An 18142-nucleotide genomic window follows, 5' to 3' on the forward strand; every position below is an offset into this window, starting at 1 on the left:
TTAATTTATAAGAATTCAAATATACTAATTACATTGACTTCTAAACACAAAAAACCTCACAATTTCAAGTTCACTGTGAGGTTTTTTATGCTTTAATTAAACTTTAATCTTTTAATTCATCTAATTTATTGTAATTAAAAAGATAATCAATATCCATTTGTTTTACCGTACCCAGCTTTTCTAAAGCTTTAAAATCGATATCTTTTTTATTTCCAATAACCATGACATTGTAGTTTTGACCTTTAATATTTTCATTAAAGAAGGTTTTAATATCATCCATTGTCATTTTTTCTATGGCTTCGTAGATGGCTTTTCTATTATCGTTATCGAAACCTAGCTTTTGAAGGTTTTCGTAATTCCAGAAAATATTAGCTTTTGTAATACGCTGTGCCGCCAACTTTTTTAAAGTGGCTTCTTTGGCTGCTGTAAATTGCTCTTCTGCCTCGGGCATGTTATTCATTAAATCGAGCATTGCATCGACAGCCTGAGTTAATTTATTAGCTTGTGTGCCCACGTAAGCCATGGTGTAATCTGGATCTTCTTGACGAGTAGCTGTTGCATAATTTGCCCAGGCTGAGTAAGCTAACGATTTAGATTCGCGAATTTCCTGAAACACAATAGACGATAAACCACTGCCAAAATAACTATTAAATAAGGTTGATGTCGCTAAATTTTCGGGTTTAAAAGGTTCGCCTTTAGATAAAAATAAGATTTCAGACTGTACCATGTCGTAATCGACAAAATAAACATTACCTCCTGTTTCCAGGTTGGTGTATTGCTTTGCAACAGGGTATTCTTTTAAATTGTTTGAAACCTTATGATGTGTATTTAAAGCTTCAACAGCGCCATCAATATCATTTCCATAATAAAAAACACGTTGTTTAAAATCTTTTAAGTTTTTAGCAATATCAACTAACTCTTTTGGATTAATGTTTTTTAATTCATTAATAGAGTAAATGTTTCTAAGTCTGGAATCTTCACCATATTTAGCATAACTCACTAAACCGGTTTTTAAAATAGTTTCTTTATCGGCTTTATTGTTTTGTCTGTCTTTCGCTATAGATTCTACATATTTATTATAAACATCTTGATCTGGCTTTGCTTGAGACCACAATTGCTCTAATAATTTCAAACCTTCAGGTAAATTTTCTGTTAATCCGCTTAAACGCACATAGGTTTTTTCAATTGTTGAATTCACAGAATAATCGATACCTAATTTATAAAACTCTTTATTTAATTCTTCGGCAGATAAATCGTTCGTACCTAATAATTTTAAATAATCGATGGCTAATGCTAACTTTTTGTCGTTATCGCTACCCATATCGAAAATGAAATTCAGATTAAATAAATCGTTTATTTTATTTTCTATGTAAGAAACCTTAATACCGTTGGCCGTTTTAGTTTCTTTTATTTCTGATTTATAATCTATATAAACCGGTTTAAGAGGTTCAGACTTGATATTATTAAAATATTTTATAAATTCTGAAGCCTTGTCTCTATTAACATTTACAGGAGTTATTCCTGGGTTTGACACCTTAACAATATTATTATCTAACCCTTTGCGTTTATAGGTTACTACATAATTATTTTTGTAGAAACTGTTTGCAAAATCGACTAGTTCTTGTTTTGTTACAGCTTTTAATTCATCTAAAAAAGCGACTTTATCAATCCAGTTTTCATGATGAATAAAGGCATTGTAATAAGCTGTTGCTAATGCTGTACTGTTTTCGAACGATCGTAATTGAGATTTTTTAAGATCGTTAACAACTGCTTGAATCATCCATTCGTCGAACTCGCCTTTTTTAAGTTTTTCAATTTGTCCTAAAATAAGATCTTTAACTTCTTCGAGAGACTGACCCTCTTTTGGAGACCCTGAAAATGCCTGGTAGCCATAATCGTTTAAAAAAGTTTGATAACTTCCGGCACTTTGCACCAATTGTTTTTTATTTAGATTTAAATCGATTAAACCTGCATTTCCATTAGATAAAATCATGTTACAAAGCGTAACCATTTTTTCATCTTTTGTGTTTACGCCTTGAGAACGAAATGCTATAGAAACATTTTCGGCTGTAGGACCAAAAACTTCGGTTTCGATAGGCGTTGTAATAGGATTTTCTTTAGGTAAGGTTGGATGTTCCACATCTTTTCTTTCTAGTTTACCAAAAGTTTCATTTACTTTAGAAATGGTTGAATCAAAATCTAAATCACCCACTAAAACCATTGCCATATTATTTGGCACATAGTATTTATTAAAATAATTATTAATATCGACTAACGAAGGGTTTTTAAGATGCTCGGCTGTTCCAATAGTTTGTTGTTGGCCATAAGGATGATTTGGAAATAAATTTTCCAACATAGCAGCATGACGTTTGCGCATATCGTTATCTTGACCTCTGTTGAATTCTTCAAAAACAGCTTCAAGTTCTGTATGGAATAAACGTAAAACCAGTTTACTGAAACGTTCTTTTTCTAAAATTAACCACTTATCTAATTCGTTGGTTGGAATTTTATTTTTGTAAACGGTCTCTTCGTACCAGGTATGCGCATTCGTATCGGTAGCACCAATAGAACTTGTCATTTTATCATATTCGTTAGCAACAGCATACTGCGACGCTTCAAAAGACACTTTATCAATTTGTCTAAAAATCTCTAATTTCTTTTCAGGATCTTGTTCTGCTCGGTGTTGTTCATACAAATTAGAAATAGAATCTAAAAACACTTTTTCTTTTTCCCAATCTAATGTGCCAATCTTATCGGTTCCTTTAAAAACCATGTGTTCCAAATAATGTGCTAAACCAGTAGATTGTTTTGGGTCGTAATTAGAACCAGCCCTTACCGCAATAAATGTTTGAATTTTAGGCTCGTCGGTGTTTTGACTTAAATATACTTTGAGTCCATTATCTAAAGTGTACAAGCGCAATCCTGTTGGATCGTTGGTAACCGTTTCGTAACTAAAACCGTTAGAATCTGTATGTTTCTCTGTTTTTAACGTCATTGTTTTGTTGTTTGTATTATCCTTACAGTTGTAAAATGTACTTGCGACGATACATACCATAAATATTGTAAAATACTTCATAAAAATAGTTTGGGTTTTATAATTTAATTAAATAAAAAAGTTCGCTAGCGAATTTAATGCTAACGAACTTTTTCTATTTACTAATTATATTTACTTTAACAGTATTGTATAATTTTTATGAATTGGCTTTAGAGTTAAGCAGCTTAACCTAAAACTTCTTTTACTTTTTTACCAATTTCTGCAGGTGAATCAACCACATGAATACCACAAGCTCTCATAATTTTTTTCTTTGCTTGCGCTGTATCATCAGATCCTCCAACAATAGCTCCTGCGTGACCCATAGTACGACCTGCAGGTGCTGTTTCACCAGCGATAAAACCTACAATCGGTTTTTTACTTCCGCTAGCTTTATACCAATTGGCAGCATCGGCTTCTAACTGACCTCCAATTTCACCAATCATAACAACAGCTTCTGTTTCTGGATCATTAATTAATAATTCAACAGCTTCTTTCGTTGTAGTTCCAATAATTGGATCACCACCAATACCAATAGCCGTTGTAATACCAAGACCTTGTTTAACCACTTGGTCTGCAGCTTCGTAAGTTAATGTTCCCGATTTAGAAACAATACCAACTTTACCTTGCTTAAATACAAAACCTGGCATGATACCAACTTTAGCCTCTCCTGGAGTAATTACACCCGGACAGTTTGGACCGATTAAACGACAATCTTTATTTTTAATATAATTTGATGCAGTAATCATATCTGCCACAGGGATACCTTCAGTAATGGTAATAATAACTTTAATACCTGCATCGGCAGCTTCCATAATAGCATCGGCAGCAAATGCTGGTGGTACAAAAATAATAGTAGTATCTGCTCCTACTTGGTCTACTGCATCTTTTACAGTATCAAAAACTGGTCTGTCTAAATGCATTTGACCTCCTTTACCTGGAGTAACACCACCTACTACGTTTGTTCCGTATTCAATCATTTGGCTTGCGTGGAACGTGCCCTCGCTACCTGTAAAACCTTGAACTATTATTTTTGAATCTTTGTTTACTAAAACACTCATTATTTTATATTTTATTTGACTATAAGCTGCACAAAAATACTTTTTTTGATTATACTTTTGCTAGCAATTTAAATTTATTTTTGAGATTTTAAAAAATGTAAAATTTCGGGTATTTGTTTAATTGAAGCGAGTTCTTTGTATTTTTTTCTAATATCTTCGGCTGGTGAACCAAAGTAGCTTTTTCCGCCTTCTAAAGACTTACTCACACCAGCCTGAGCAAGTAAAACAGCTTTCGAACCTATTGTGATACCACTAGTAATACCAACTTGTCCCCAAATAGTTACTTCATCTTCAATTACTACGCAACCCGCAATACCTACTTGAGAAGCTATTAAGGTTTTTTCGCCTATAATTGTGTCGTGTCCTATTTGCACCTGATTATCAATTTTACAGCCTTTTTTAATAGTTGTATCGGCAGTAACACCACGATCAATGGTACAAGCAGCACCAATATCGACATGGTCTTCAATAACTACACGACCACCAGACTTTAATCTGTCGAAACCTTCTGGACGTTTTTTGTAATAAAATGCATTAGCCCCTAAAACCGTTCCAGCATGAATGGTTACGTTATCGCCAATGATGGTGTCATCGTAAATACTAACATTGGAATGAATGATGCAATTTTTACCAATAACCACATGATGTCCAATAAAGGTGTTAGGTTGAATTACAGTGCCTTCACCAATAACTGCTGTTTCAGAAATTTGATTATTTGCTGATGCAAAAGGCTTAAAATGATTCGTTAATTTATTAAAATCTCTAAAAGGATCGTCGCTTATTAATAATGCTTTGCCTTCTGGACAATCTACTTTTTTGTTTATTAAAACAATAGTTGCAGCCGATTGTAAAGCTTTATCGTAATATTTTGGATGATCGACAAAAACGATATCTCCAGGCTCAACCACATGAATTTCATTCATGCCTAAAACTGGAAAATCATCGTCACCAACAAATTCGCAATCAATTAATTGCGCTATTTGTTTTAGGGTATATGGCGTTGGAAATTTCAATTAAAACTATTCTTTAACGCGTTCTTTATATGTTCCTTTATCGGTTTCAACTCGAATTTTATCACCTTCGTTGATAAATAAAGGTACATTCACTATAGCTCCAGTTTCAACAGTTGCCGGTTTAGTGGCGTTGGTTGCTGTATTTCCTTTTACTCCTGGTTCGGTGGCAGTAACTTCTAAAACAACACTTGCTGGCATTTCAACAGACAGTGGCATGTTATCTTCAGTGTTAATAATTACTGTAACTACTTCACCTTCTTTCATTAAACCAGGACTATCTAAAGCAGATTCGCGTAATTGTATTTGAGAATAATCTTCGGTATTCATAAAATGGTAATACTCCCCATCATTATACAAAAACTGGAATTTATGCGTTTCTACACGAACATCTTCTAATTTATGTCCAGCAGAAAATGTATTATCTAACACTTTACCATTGGTAACACTTTTCATTTTTGTTCTAACAAACGCAGGACCTTTACCTGGTTTAACGTGTAAAAATTCTATAATTTTATAAATATCGTTGTTATATCTAATGCATAAACCGTTTCTGATATCACTTGTAGTTGCCATATTGTTATTTTAAGCTTTTTTAAATATTTTAATTTGATTTGAAATATCCTTTCATAATTCCTCTATGAGAATTCTTAATGAATTGTAGAATTTCATCACGCTCTGGAGTGGCCTCCATTTCGGCCTCAATAATCTCTGATGCCTGCGTGTTATTATAATTTTTCTGGTATAAAATTCTGTAGATATTTTGAATTTCTCTAATTTTCTCGGTTGAATACCCACGTCTTCTTAAACCCACAGAGTTAATTCCAACATAAGAAAGCGGCTCTCTAGCAGCTTTAACATAAGGAGGTACGTCTTTACGAACCAAAGAACCTCCTGTAACAAACGCATGATTTCCTATAGAAACAAATTGATGAACTGCAGCCATCCCAGCCAATACCACATAATCACCTACGGTAATATGTCCAGCTAGTGTACTATTGTTAGAAAAAATACAATTGTTTCCAACCACGCAATCATGTGCAATATGGCAATACGCCATAATTAAGCAATTATCGCCTACTACGGTTTTCATTTTATCGGTAGTACCTCTATTAATGGTAACACATTCTCTTATTGTAACGTTGTTTCCTATTTCTACCGTAGTTTCTTCGTCGTTATATTTTAAATCCTGAGGAACTGCAGAAATTACAGAACCTGGAAATATATTACAGTTTTTTCCAATACGAGCGCCTTCCATTATGGTAACATTACTACCAATCCATGTGCCTTCACCAATAATTACATTATTATGAATGGTTGTAAATGGCTCGATAACAACATTTTTTGCGATTTTTGCTCCTGGATGAACGTATGCAAGTGGTTGATTCATTTTTAATTTATTATATATTGTGTAAAAATGTCTTTGCAATTTAGTGTTTTAAAAACTTATAAAACTCTAGAGATGCTCGATTGATTTATTTTAGTTATTTTACTTTTGAAATTTGCGCCATTAATTCTGCCTCGGCACAAAGTTTTCCATTGGCATAAGCATACCCTTGCATGTGACAAATTCCACGACGAATAGGTGTAATTAACGAACATTTGAAAATTAACGTATCACCCGGAACCACTTTTTGCTTAAACTTAACATTATCCATTTTCATGAAGAAGGTTAAATAATTTTCTGGATCTGGAACAGTATTTAAAACTAAAATACCGCCTGTTTGCGCCATAGCCTCTACAATTAAAACACCTGGCATTACTGGAGCACCTGGAAAATGTCCTGCGAAAAAGTCTTCGTTCATTGTTACATTTTTTAAAGCTGTAACGTAACTATCGGTTAATTCGAAAACTTTATCTATTAATAAAAATGGTTGTCTGTGAGGTAACATCGCCATAATTTGATTCACATCCATTAATGGCGGTTGATTCACATCGATATTAGGCACGTTATTACGACGGTCGTTCTTTATGAGTTTAGATAACTTTTTAGCAAACTGAGTGTTTACAAAATGTCCTGGTTTGTTTGCTATTACTTTACCACGAATTCTGGTGCCAATTAGAGCTAAATCACCCAAAACATCTAATAATTTATGTCTTGCAGCCTCGTTGGGATAATGAAGTGTTAAGTTGTCTAAAATACCATTGGGTTTAACTGCAATAGTATCTTTTTTAAAGGCTACTTTTAATTTTTCCATAGTCTCTGGCGACAAAGGCTTGTCTACATAAACGATGGCATTATTTAAATCGCCTCCTTTTATTAATCCATGCTCTAGTAACATTTCAATTTCATGTAAAAAACTGAAAGTTCTAGCATTAGAAATATCATTTTTAAAATCTGAAATTTGATTTAGAGTTGCATTTTGCGTGCCTAAAACTTTGGTACCAAAATCTACCATAGTAGTTATTTGGTATTCTTTTGAAGGCATGACTAATATTTCACTACCCGATTCTTCATCGACATACGAAACAATATCGGTAATAACATATTCTTCTCTAAAAGCATCGATTTCTACAACACCTGCAGCTTCTATAGCTTCAACAAAAAACTTAGAAGAACCATCCATAATAGGGGGTTCTGAAGCATTCAATTCTATAATAACATTATCAACATCTAAACCAACCAATGCCGCTAAAACATGCTCTGAAGTTTGAATAGTTACGCCGTTTTTCTCTAAGCAAGTACCACGTTGTGTATTTGTTACATAATTTGCATCAGCTTCAATTACTGGGGCACCTTCTAAATCTAAGCGCTTAAAAGCCAAACCTGTATTGGCTGCTGCAGGTTTAAAAGTTAATGTTACATTTTTTCCTGTATGCAATCCAACTCCCGTTAATGAAATTGGTTTTTCTATGGTTTTTTGTTTTATTTCAGTATTTACTATTCCCATTATTTTTTTTGTAAATCATTGATATTTTTAACAATAGTTGGCAAATTCTTAAAGTAAACATATGCCTTATTATAGTCTGAATATGGTAATGCAGGAGACCCTTGCACCACTTCATTATCTTTTATATTTCTGCCAATTCCAGATTGCGCCTGAATTTTAACATTATTACCAATAGTTAAATGTCCAGCAACCCCAACTTGTCCTCCTATTTGGCAGTTTTCGCCAATTTTAGCAGAACCAGCAATACCCGTTTGTGCAGCTATAACCGTATTTCTACCAATTTCAACATTATGCCCTACCTGAATCTGGTTATCTAATTTAGCACCGTTTCTTATAATTGTAGATCCTAAAGTAGCTCTGTCTATAGTAGTTGCGGCACCAATATCGACATTATTTTCTATAATAACATTGCCTGTTTGGGGTATTTTGCTGTATCCTCCAGTTTCATTTGGTGCGTAACCAAAACCATCTGCACCAATAATGGCTCCAGAATTAATAACACAATCTTTACCTATTATAGTATCTGAATATATTTTAGCACCTGCAAAAACAATGGTATTATCGCCTATAACCGTATTATCTCCAATAAAAACATTTGGAAAAATCTTCACATTATTACCAATAATTACGTTGTCTGATATATACGAAAAAGCGCCTAAATAAATGTTTTCTCCATAAGAAGCAGATTCGGAAATATGACTTGGTTGCTCAATACCCGATTTATTTAGTTTAACCGAATTGTAATATTCTAAAATTTTTGAAAATGCCAAATAGGCATCGTCAACCTTTATTAAAGTAGTGTCTAAAGGACCTTCAGCCTCAAACGTTTTGTTTACAATCGTGATTGAAGCTTTGGTGGTGTATATGTGGTTTTTGTATTTTGGATTCGCTAAGAACGTTAAAGAACCTTCAAAACCTTCCTCTATTTTAGAAAGTTTAGATACTTCTGCATCAGGGTTTCCAACAACATCGCCCATTAAAATTCCCGCTATTTGCTCTGCTGTAAATTTCAAGTGTAAAGTTTATTGTTTTGTTTAGTTGGGCAAAAATAGGAAAAATGTCCTAAAGTTTTTCAATTGCCTTTGCTTATTGTTAATAGACTTATTTAAAACGAATTAAAAAATAGTGCTTTAAAAAGTGTCTTTAGGATAACATAAATAATATTTTGTTACAGGTTTTGCTAATGCCTTAAGATTGAGTTGGTCTGATGCTTTTACAATATCTTCAATCTTACCAGATTTATGTAAAATATTTATCCCTTTGTGCTTTAAAGTATAGGCTTGATTAGAAATACTACCTGTAAAAACGAAATAGTTAGCTTCTTTTTCTGTTAAACCTTTTTCAGTTTGTAAGGTTGATATAAAACTTTTTAACTTTTCAATTTTAATAGGCTTATTTTTATATTTAATAGTTAATAAATTTCTATTAATTATCATTTCACATAAACGACTTAAAACAAAATCTTCATGATGTTTCCATTGTTTCATTGCAGAAATAATATCGTAATCGTCTAATTCTGAAAAAATTTCTAAGGTATTTTTATTGAAAGCATTTAATTCAATTTTGTTTTCTAAAAAATACAATAATGGTTTACTGGCTTGTAATTTATGACCTTCATGAAATAATTCTTTGGCGCGTTGCAAAACACGTATTAATAATTGCTCGGCTGCTAATCCTGTTTTATGTAAATAAACTTGCCAATACATTAGTCTTCGTGCAATTATAAATTTTTCTACGCTGTATATGCCTTTTTCTTCAACAACAATCTCATCATTTACAACATTAAGCATGGTTATTAAACGCTCGCTGTTAATATTTCCTTCTGCAACGCCGGTGTAAAAACTATCTCGTTTCAAATAATCGGCTCTGTCAATATCAAATTGCCCAGAAATTAACTGACATAAGAATTTCTTAGGATATTCACCTTTAAAAATTTCAATGGCTAAAGTTAAACTTCCGTTAAATTCTTTATTTAATTGCTCCATAAAAAGCAAAGAAATTTCTTCATGCGATACACCTTCAACTATACTATGTTCCATAGCATGCGAAAAAGGTCCATGACCTATATCATGCAATAAAATGGCTACATATAAAGCAGTTTCTTCTTCTTTTGAGATATCTACTTCTTTAAACCGCAACACATTAACCGCTTGTTGCATTAAATGCACGCAACCAATGGCATGATGAAATCGGGTATGATGAGCACCTGGATAAACCATATACGACATACCCATTTGTGTGATGCGACGTAAACGCTGAAAGTATTTATGCTGAATTAAATCGAATATTAACGAATTTGGAATAGTAATAAATCCGTAAATTGGGTCGTTTAATATTTTAAGTTTGTTCAAACTTTAAAAGTTATAGTTTTATAGATACAAATATATGAAAGCTATATAAAAGACAAACCTTAAAAGATTAGGCATTAACAATAAAAAAATACGCATTTAAATGAGCACAATAAAAATTCTTTGGGTAGATGATGAAATTGATTTACTTAAACCACATATTATGTTTCTAGAACAACGAAACTATCATGTTACCAAATGTAAAAGTGGCTCTGAAGCTATTGATATTTTAGACACCGAAAAATTTGATATTGTTTTTTTAGATGAAAATATGCCCGGACTTACGGGGCTTGAAACTTTAAATGAAATTAAAGAAAAACAAGCCAGTTTACCTGTGGTTATGATTACCAAAAGTGAAGAGGAATATATCATGGAGGAAGCCATTGGTAATAAAATTGCCGATTACCTTATAAAACCGGTCAATCCGAATCAAATACTTTTAAGTTTAAAGAAGAATTTAGATCATTCCCGTTTAATTTCTGAAAAAACAACATCGAATTACCAACAAGAGTTTAGAAAAATTGCAATGGAATTAGCCATGGTTAACTCCTATGAAGACTGGGCTGCTTTGTACCAAAAACTAATTTATTGGGAAATAGAGTTAGAAGATATTGAAGATGCAGGCATGTTCGAAATTCTAGAGTCACAGAAAAATGAAGCCAACATTCAGTTTGGAAAATTTATAGAAAAAAATTACTCCTATTGGTTCGATAAAGATTGTGACGACGCTCCTATTATGTCGCATACCCTTTTTAAAAACAAAATAGTTCCCGAATTAAGCAAAGAGCAACCTACCCTTCTAGTTGTAGTAGATAATTTAAGATACGATCAATGGAAAGTGTTTGAACCAATAATAAACAATCATTTTAAAAAGGACAAGGAAGAAGCTTTTTACAGCATATTACCAACTGCAACTCAATACGCTCGTAATGCCATTTTTTCTGGCTTAATGCCAAGCGACATGGAAAAACTATTTCCAGAGTATTGGAAAAACGACACAGACGATGGTGGTAAAAACTTGCATGAAGCAGACTTTTTAGAAACCCAAATGAAACGCCTAAGTCTTACCCACTTAAATTACGAATATCACAAAATAACAAATTTAAAATCGGGTAAAAAATTAGTTGAAAATTTTAAAACATTAAAAAACAATGATTTAACCGTTGTAGTTTACAATTTTGTTGATATGCTATCCCATGCTAAGACCGAAATGGAAGTTGTAAAAGAATTAGCTTCTAACGATAAAGCATACAGATCTTTAACCTTGAGCTGGTTTAAAAACTCGCCGCTTTTGGAAATGATTCAAATGGCACAACAATTAGGGTTTAAATTAATTTTAACTACAGACCACGGAACCATTAATGTAAAAAACCCTTCAAAAGTTATTGGAGATCGAGACACCAGTTTAAATTTACGTTACAAAACAGGTAGAAGCTTAACTTACGATACAAAAGATGTTTTAGTAATTAAAGAACCTCAAAGTGTTCATTTACCTTCAATATCTATGAGTAGCAGTTACATTTTTGCTAAAAGCGATTTATTTTTTGCCTACCCAAATAACTACAATCACTATGTTAGTTATTTTAGAAATACCTATCAACATGGTGGTGTATCGTTAGAAGAAATGATTATTCCGTTTGTGGTTTTTAATCCAAAATAATCTACATAATGCAAAAAACATCGATAAAATACACAAATTATTAGTTTTTTTTAAATTTAATTTGTAATATTGTTCTAATAAAAAAAAGTAATGGAATTATATTTTAGTCTGGAAGACATAGATCATGTTTCAAAAGAAGTATTAAATAATTTAAAATCTAAAACCATTCTTTTTTATGGCAACATGGGTGCTGGTAAAACAACTTTTATAAAATCTTTAATTAAAAATTTAGGATGTAAAGATGAAGCTAGCAGTCCCACTTTTTCAATTGTTAATGAATATGAAATTGAAAATGATAAAATTTTTCATTTTGATTTATACAGAATTAAAGACATTGAAGAAGCATATAATTTTGGAATTGAAGATTATCTGGATTCCGGTCATTGGGTTTTAATTGAATGGCCAGAAAAAATTGAGTCGCTTTTAATAACAGATTGTAACACAATTACCATAGATTTAGAAACAAACAACAGTAGAAAATTAACATTGAATTAAAAAAACATAGCATAAAAACAAGCATAAAACAAACCGAATTTTGATGTTTTACGGTAAACCCACATTAAGAAAATAGAAAAACAATAGATTTTAACATTTTTTTAACATTTACCAACTTTCATCAACATACATCTTAGTTACATTTGGGTATATTAATTAATTAAATCCCTTAAATTATGAAAACTAAAAAGTATGTTATCGCGTTAGCGATTTTCGGAGGCATGTTGTTTATGGCTGAAGCAGTAAACGCATTTAATCATGATGGACAACAAACAACCAAAATTGAAAGAAAAAAGTGGTTCTTACCATCAAAGTAATAATAAACATATTATTATAGGGACATTAATTGCTACTTTTATTGCAATTACCCCTTATTTATTTTATTTACACGAAAGTATTCCAGACAAACAAGTTTGGAATACTTTTTTGTTTTCTTACGATAGTAAAAGTTGGCAGTCTGCCAATTTTGCCATGTGGGTTCTGACTGGTAAATTAATACCATTACTTTTAATTTTTATTTGGTTTTTTACATGTAGACATTGGTGGTATCATACATTAATTGTTCCAATTGTTATGTATGTTTATCAAATAATTGAATTTTTCAACACTACTCTTAATTATTTGGATGAATTTCAACTCATATATTTAATTCCTATAATGGCTATAATTATTCCTACTATATACTTAATAAGAGCTCAAATGTTTAATAAAATAAATGAAACAACAAAGTCGATGCAGGAATTAGAAGACGAATTTAAAGTTTCCCCTAAAAACTTTTGGGATAAAATTAAACAATACTTTTAAATTTATATTTTACTTACTTTCTAATCTATCACGTTCATCCAATTCAATAGACCTGTTATTGGTTTCAAGTTTAGAATTACCAAACTTATAATTAAATCCAAAAACAAAAAGTCTGTTTTCAGAATTCGATTTCATGTATATGTCTTGATTTAGATATCTTGTAGTTTGGTTAAAATTTTGAGTATTGAATATGTCCATCATACCAATACTTAATGAAGCTCGTTCATTCCAGAGTGTTTTTCTTAAATTCAAATCAACCCCCAACCTTTCACTTGAAAATGTAGGTCCTTCTGCAATAGTAGATATATACTGAATAGCCAAGTCTGCAGTTAGGGTTTTATCTTTTAGAAAAGAAAAATAATTAACGAATTGCCCGTAAAAAGACCACTGATTGTTTTTTTGTAACGCATTATTAGATTCTAAGGCCACAAATTTATTGTCATTATTAAATATTGAGCTTAAAACATAAATATTCCAGTCTTTTGAAATAGATGTGTAGGTTGTAAAATCTAATCCATAAGATATATTTCTATCTATATTTGAATTGATATATTTCAAAATATTAGATGCATTATCTTGAAACACTATTTGAAGTGCTGTGTTATTTTCAAATCGGTAAAAAGCTTCAAATGTATATTTTTTATTAAACGTATAACCTAAAATAAAAACATCATCTATCTGGGGTTTCAAATTAGGATCTCCAGTTACATACGAGTAATCATTTTGATAATATTTAAAAGGATTTAATTGCATATAACTTGGTCTAAATATCCTTTTCTTGTAATTAAAATATATCTCATTCGATTCATTAATTCTATTTAACAAATTAATGTTAGGGAATATTTTTAAATATTTATTTGAATTCGTTTGATTGGTAGAAACAGATTCTCCCAAAATATCTGTATACTCAGAGCGTATTCCAGATTTAAAACTCCAATGTTCCCAATCATGAGAATAACTTATATAAAAGGCATAGTTAGTTTCATTATATAAGAATGTATCTGTATTATTTAAGTCTTCAGTTTTAACGTTGTTTTCAACTGTAAACTGTTTTAAAATATTGTCAGAATCAATACTTGTTATTTTAGCACCTGTTTCAAAATGAGCCCCGTTATTTAATGGTAATTCAAAATCTACTTGACCTGTAAACAACTTAATGTATTGACTTGTAAATGTTTGAAAACGATTGTTTCTAAATGCCGAAGTCATATCAGGATAAAAATAGCCCGTATTAACATCTTGAAAATTTGAATTATCGTAATTGGTATGGTGTAAACTTACCAAAAGCTGTTCGCCTTCTTTTTTAAAAGCATGCTTATAATCTAGCGTAAAAGCCAAATTTATAGTTTCTTCAACCAATTTATTATTTGCCTGTAAAATAGAGTCTAATACATTTGAAGCACTATATATTTCAGTAATCGTGTTTCTATCGGTTTTAGTTTGTCTTCTTGGAGCAACCATTATATTAGATGCAAAAGACAAGCTATTGTTTTTGTCAATTTCAAAATCAATATTAGCATTAAAATTATTGTTGGCACTTTTTGTTGTTTTTTCAAAATCTGATTCCCATCGAGAACTCACCTGATTATTAGATATAAAATTTATGCTTTCATCAATAATTCTAAAATCTTCTCTTGGGGTAAAATTATAGTTGAAATACATGTCTAATTTTTCGGTCTTAAAAAAATGACTCGTACCTAAGGAATATTTAGGAAATTTAAATCCCTGTTTAAAATTCCCGTAAACATTACCATTGTATCCGGAAATTATATTTTTACTAGTTACTATATTAATAATAGCTCCACCCTCGGCATCGTATTTGGCAGGCGGATTAGAAATTACCTCAATAGATTTAATATTTACAGCCGAAGTTCCTTCCAGAAGATTCTGCAAATCCATTGCAGACAAATGCACTCTTTTGTCGTTAATATAAACTATACTTTTAGTGTTTTTAACTGTAATGCTTTCTTCAGAAACAAATACACCTGGTGTATGTTTCAAAATAGTTAAAACATTATCATTTGAAAGGGTTGAATTTTCAACATTAAATACAACACGATCAACAAGTCTTTTTATAGTTGGTTTTTTACTTACAATGGTTACACCATCGAGCGACTGGATGCGTTCTTTTAAAATAATATCTTTTAAAATAATATTTTCATTTAAATTGAAATACATGACAACCGCTTCATAACCAAGGTACGACACATTTAGTGTATAATTTGAAGGTTGCAAATTTTCAATAATAAAATCTCCATTTTCAAGAGAGGTCGTTCCTGTAAAAACCTTAGATTCATTGTCTTTAGAAATTGAAATATTTGCAAATGGAATCGGTATTTTTTGTTCATCTAAAATCTTTCCTCTTACATTAAAATCTTGAGAAAAAGCATTAAAACAAAGTAAGAAAATTAAATAGAAACGTAAAGTTTTACACATATATTTGGGTCTTAATGCAAATTTAATGCAATTTAAAAAAATGTGTTTGAGGGAAAACCGTAATTATTGATAAATAATGATTCAAAATAATATTTTTTTATGAATAAATAGTTCTTTTTTAATTCTACAAAACATTTATTTTTGAATAGAATTAAATTTATGTGTAAATTATATTCTTAAACCAATAAACATGTCTAAACAACTATCGCCTTTTACAAAACAACAACTTTTGCCACAGGAAGAAACCCTAGAGATTTTTAAACGCAAAGGAGAACTTTTTATTGGTATTCCCAAAGAAACAGCTTTTCAAGAAAAACGGGTGTGTTTAACTCCAGATGCCGTGTTTGCTTTAGTTAGTAACGGACATCGCGTTTTATTGGAATCTGGCGCAGGTGATGGCGCTAATTTTAGCGATAGAGATTATAGTGAAGCTGGAGCCGAAATAACCAATGATACAGCAAAAGTATTTGCTTGTCCGATGATTTTGAAGGTCGAACCACCTACTCTCGAACAAATAAAACTTATAAATCCGCAAACCATTTTAATATCGGCTTTGCAAATTAAAACACAAACTAAAAAATACTTTGAAACCCTTGCTGCCAAACGCATTACGGCTCTAGCTTTCGAATTTATACGTGATTCAGATGGCACCTATCCGGCCGTAAAATCACTAAGTGAAATTGCAGGAACCGCCTCTGTTTTAATTGCAGCCGAATTATTATCTGATTCTAAAGGCGGAAACGGCCTCATGTTTGGAAATATTAGCGGTGTACCTCCATTAGAAGTTGTTATTTTAGGTGCTGGCACCGTTGGTGAATTTGCCGCAAGAAGCTCGATTGGATTAGGAGCCAATGTGAAAATTTTCGATAACTCCATAACCAAACTAAGACGCATCCAAACACATTTAGGAAGACCGCTTTTCACTTCTACCTTACAACCAAAAAATCTAACAAAAGCTTTAAAACGTTGCGACGTTGTTATTGGAGCTGTTAGAGGCAACAACCGATCGCCAATTATTGTTTCTGAAACCATGGTGCAATCCATGAAAAAAGGTGCTATTATTATAGATGTGAGTATTGATATGGGCGGTTGTTTTGAAACCAGTGAAGTGACCTCGCACAAACAACCTACTTTTGTAAAACATAATGTAGTGCATTATTGTGTACCTAACATTCCTGCACGATATTCAAGAACAGCATCGGTATCTATTAGCAATATTTTCACCCCATATTTATTAAAAATTGCTGAAGATGGCGGCATAGAAAATTCGTTAAGATTTGATCGTGGTTTAAAAAATGGGTTGTACTTTTACCACGGAATTTTAACCAGCAAATCTGTGGGTGAATGGTTCGATTTAAATTATAGCGATATTAATTTAATCATTTTTTAATTCCTACATCATTTGAAGCTTCTAAATAATTAAAATGAACTTATTACAACGTATTGGCTACTATCTTGGTGGGTTTTCACTGGGGCTTATCATCTTAGCCTTTTTCTTAAACGGAAAAAAAACATCTTGTAGTTATGGCCCTGATGCACGTGTTTTAAAAAACATACGACTTAAAACCATTGTTTACTCGGATGCTATAAAACCCATTTTAGAAACCCATCAGTTAGATTCGACTGCTATTAACTATGTTTTAAGAAAAGGCGATGTAAATTTCTCTGAAAGTAACGCCAGACAAGAACCTTGTGGCGTATATATTGTTGAAGGTGATTATAACAACCAAGAAATCACATTAACGATTCAAAACTGCGATAGTATTGCTACAATTACCAACTTAAAATCAATTTCAGACGATTAATGAGCATTAAACGTGATTTTGATATCGTTTTCTCATTAACCGCACTAATATGGCTTGCTCCACTCCTATTATTAATTTCAATTCTTATTAAAATATCTTCTCATGGTTCTGTTTTTTTTATTCAGAAACGGGTGGGATTAAACAGTAGAGACTTCAACATAATTAAATTTAGGACCATGAAACAAAATCCTTCAAATGAAGGTTTTTTAACCATTGGTAATGATGATTCTCGAATAACTAAAATAGGTTGGTTTTTAAGAAAACTTAAATTAGATGAGCTTCCGCAGTTAATTAACGTCCTAAAAGGCGACATGAGTATGGTGGGCCCCAGACCCGAGCTTCGTTATTTTGTAAACTTATATTCTAAAGAAGATTTAGAAGTTTTAAAAGTAAAACCGGGTATTACAGGTTTAGCCTCTATAAAATACTCCAACGAAGCAGAACTTTTAAAATCTGCTAAAAACCCCGAAGCCTTTTATTTAAATGAAATACTGCCTCATAAATTAAAACTAAACAAACAATATATTAAAGAGCAAAGTTTTATTCTAGATTTAAAGCTTATTTTATTAACCATCCCAAAAATATTTTCAAAGAAATAAAT

16 protein-coding genes are annotated in these 18142 nt (G+C 31.6%); 7 read left to right on the top strand and 9 right to left on the bottom strand.

Features of this window, described 5'->3' with window-relative positions:
- Window positions 1–103 precede the first annotated feature (103 nt).
- The 8 genes from AW14_RS11705 to AW14_RS11740 all read right to left on the bottom strand — a co-directional run bounded on the left by AW14_RS11705 (window position 104) and on the right by AW14_RS11740 (window position 10344).
- Window positions 104–3076: a M16 family metallopeptidase gene (locus AW14_RS11705; protein ID WP_044638981.1), complete on the bottom strand. Its 2973-nt coding sequence runs from the start codon at window positions 3074–3076 to the stop codon at window positions 104–106.
- Window positions 3077–3219: 143 nt separating this feature from the next.
- Window positions 3220–4092: a succinate--CoA ligase subunit alpha gene (gene sucD / locus AW14_RS11710; protein WP_044638982.1), complete on the bottom strand. Its 873-nt coding sequence runs from the start codon at window positions 4090–4092 to the stop codon at window positions 3220–3222.
- Window positions 4093–4166: 74 nt separating this feature from the next.
- Entirely contained in the window at window positions 4167–5105 is a 939-nt protein-coding gene (locus AW14_RS11715; RefSeq protein WP_044638983.1) for a UDP-3-O-(3-hydroxymyristoyl)glucosamine N-acyltransferase, read from the bottom strand.
- A gap of 6 nt (window positions 5106–5111) precedes the next feature.
- Window positions 5112–5678: an elongation factor P gene (gene efp / locus AW14_RS11720; protein WP_044638984.1), complete on the bottom strand. Its 567-nt coding sequence runs from the start codon at window positions 5676–5678 to the stop codon at window positions 5112–5114.
- Between the two features lie 28 nt (window positions 5679–5706).
- The gene (gene lpxA, locus AW14_RS11725; protein ID WP_044638985.1) at window positions 5707–6492 is read right to left on the bottom strand and encodes an acyl-ACP--UDP-N-acetylglucosamine O-acyltransferase; all 786 of its coding nucleotides are present in this window, start codon (window positions 6490–6492) and stop codon (window positions 5707–5709) included.
- Window positions 6493–6586: 94 nt separating this feature from the next.
- Window positions 6587–7993: a bifunctional UDP-3-O-[3-hydroxymyristoyl] N-acetylglucosamine deacetylase/3-hydroxyacyl-ACP dehydratase gene (locus tag AW14_RS11730; protein WP_044638986.1), complete on the bottom strand. Its 1407-nt coding sequence runs from the start codon at window positions 7991–7993 to the stop codon at window positions 6587–6589.
- Entirely contained in the window at window positions 7993–9006 is a 1014-nt protein-coding gene (gene lpxD, locus AW14_RS11735; RefSeq protein ID WP_044638987.1) for a UDP-3-O-(3-hydroxymyristoyl)glucosamine N-acyltransferase, read from the bottom strand. The genes AW14_RS11730 and lpxD overlap by 1 nt, the downstream gene beginning before the upstream one ends.
- A 117-nt stretch (window positions 9007–9123) precedes the next feature.
- On the bottom strand, window positions 9124–10344 hold the full coding sequence (locus AW14_RS11740; RefSeq protein ID WP_044638988.1) for an HD domain-containing protein: 1221 nt from the start codon (window positions 10342–10344) through the stop codon (window positions 9124–9126).
- A 100-nt stretch (window positions 10345–10444) separates the two neighbouring features.
- Here AW14_RS11740 and porX point away from each other — a divergent pair, with 100 nt between their 5' ends.
- From porX to AW14_RS11755, 4 genes are all read left to right on the top strand, one after another.
- Window positions 10445–12001 (top strand): T9SS response regulator signal transducer PorX, encoded by a 1557-nt coding sequence (gene porX, locus AW14_RS11745; RefSeq protein WP_044638989.1) that lies wholly within the window; start codon window positions 10445–10447, stop codon window positions 11999–12001.
- Window positions 12002–12091: 90 nt separating this feature from the next.
- On the top strand, window positions 12092–12496 hold the full coding sequence (tsaE, locus tag AW14_RS11750; RefSeq protein ID WP_044638990.1) for a tRNA (adenosine(37)-N6)-threonylcarbamoyltransferase complex ATPase subunit type 1 TsaE: 405 nt from the start codon (window positions 12092–12094) through the stop codon (window positions 12494–12496).
- A gap of 176 nt (window positions 12497–12672) precedes the next feature.
- On the top strand, window positions 12673–12813 hold the full coding sequence (locus AW14_RS14925) for a hypothetical protein (protein ID WP_169744662.1): 141 nt from the start codon (window positions 12673–12675) through the stop codon (window positions 12811–12813).
- On the top strand, window positions 12779–13300 hold the full coding sequence (locus AW14_RS11755; RefSeq protein WP_084708868.1) for a hypothetical protein: 522 nt from the start codon (window positions 12779–12781) through the stop codon (window positions 13298–13300). Before AW14_RS14925 ends, AW14_RS11755 begins: the two co-directional genes overlap by 35 nt.
- Window positions 13301–13309: 9 nt before the next feature.
- Here the strand turns inward: AW14_RS11755 and AW14_RS11760 are convergent, their stop codons facing one another.
- Window positions 13310–15736 (bottom strand): outer membrane beta-barrel family protein, encoded by a 2427-nt coding sequence (locus AW14_RS11760; protein ID WP_044638992.1) that lies wholly within the window; start codon window positions 15734–15736, stop codon window positions 13310–13312.
- A 190-nt stretch (window positions 15737–15926) separates the two neighbouring features.
- Here AW14_RS11760 and AW14_RS11765 point away from each other — a divergent pair, with 190 nt between their 5' ends.
- From AW14_RS11765 to AW14_RS11775, 3 genes are read left to right on the top strand one after another with little or no spacing between them, the layout of a single operon-like run.
- Window positions 15927–17126 (top strand): alanine dehydrogenase, encoded by a 1200-nt coding sequence (locus tag AW14_RS11765; RefSeq protein ID WP_044638993.1) that lies wholly within the window; start codon window positions 15927–15929, stop codon window positions 17124–17126.
- A 34-nt stretch (window positions 17127–17160) separates the two neighbouring features.
- Window positions 17161–17541, top strand: a complete 381-nt coding sequence (locus AW14_RS11770; RefSeq protein ID WP_044638994.1) for a hypothetical protein — start codon at window positions 17161–17163, stop codon at window positions 17539–17541.
- A complete protein-coding gene (locus tag AW14_RS11775) occupies window positions 17541–18140 on the top strand; it encodes a sugar transferase (RefSeq protein WP_044638995.1) in 600 nt (199 codons plus the stop codon). Before AW14_RS11770 ends, AW14_RS11775 begins: the two co-directional genes overlap by 1 nt.
- The last annotated feature ends 2 nt before the right edge of the window (window positions 18141–18142 follow it).

It is taken from the genome of Siansivirga zeaxanthinifaciens CC-SAMT-1 (genome assembly GCF_000941055.1).
In the GTDB taxonomy this organism is placed as follows: domain Bacteria; phylum Bacteroidota; class Bacteroidia; order Flavobacteriales; family Flavobacteriaceae; genus Siansivirga; species Siansivirga zeaxanthinifaciens.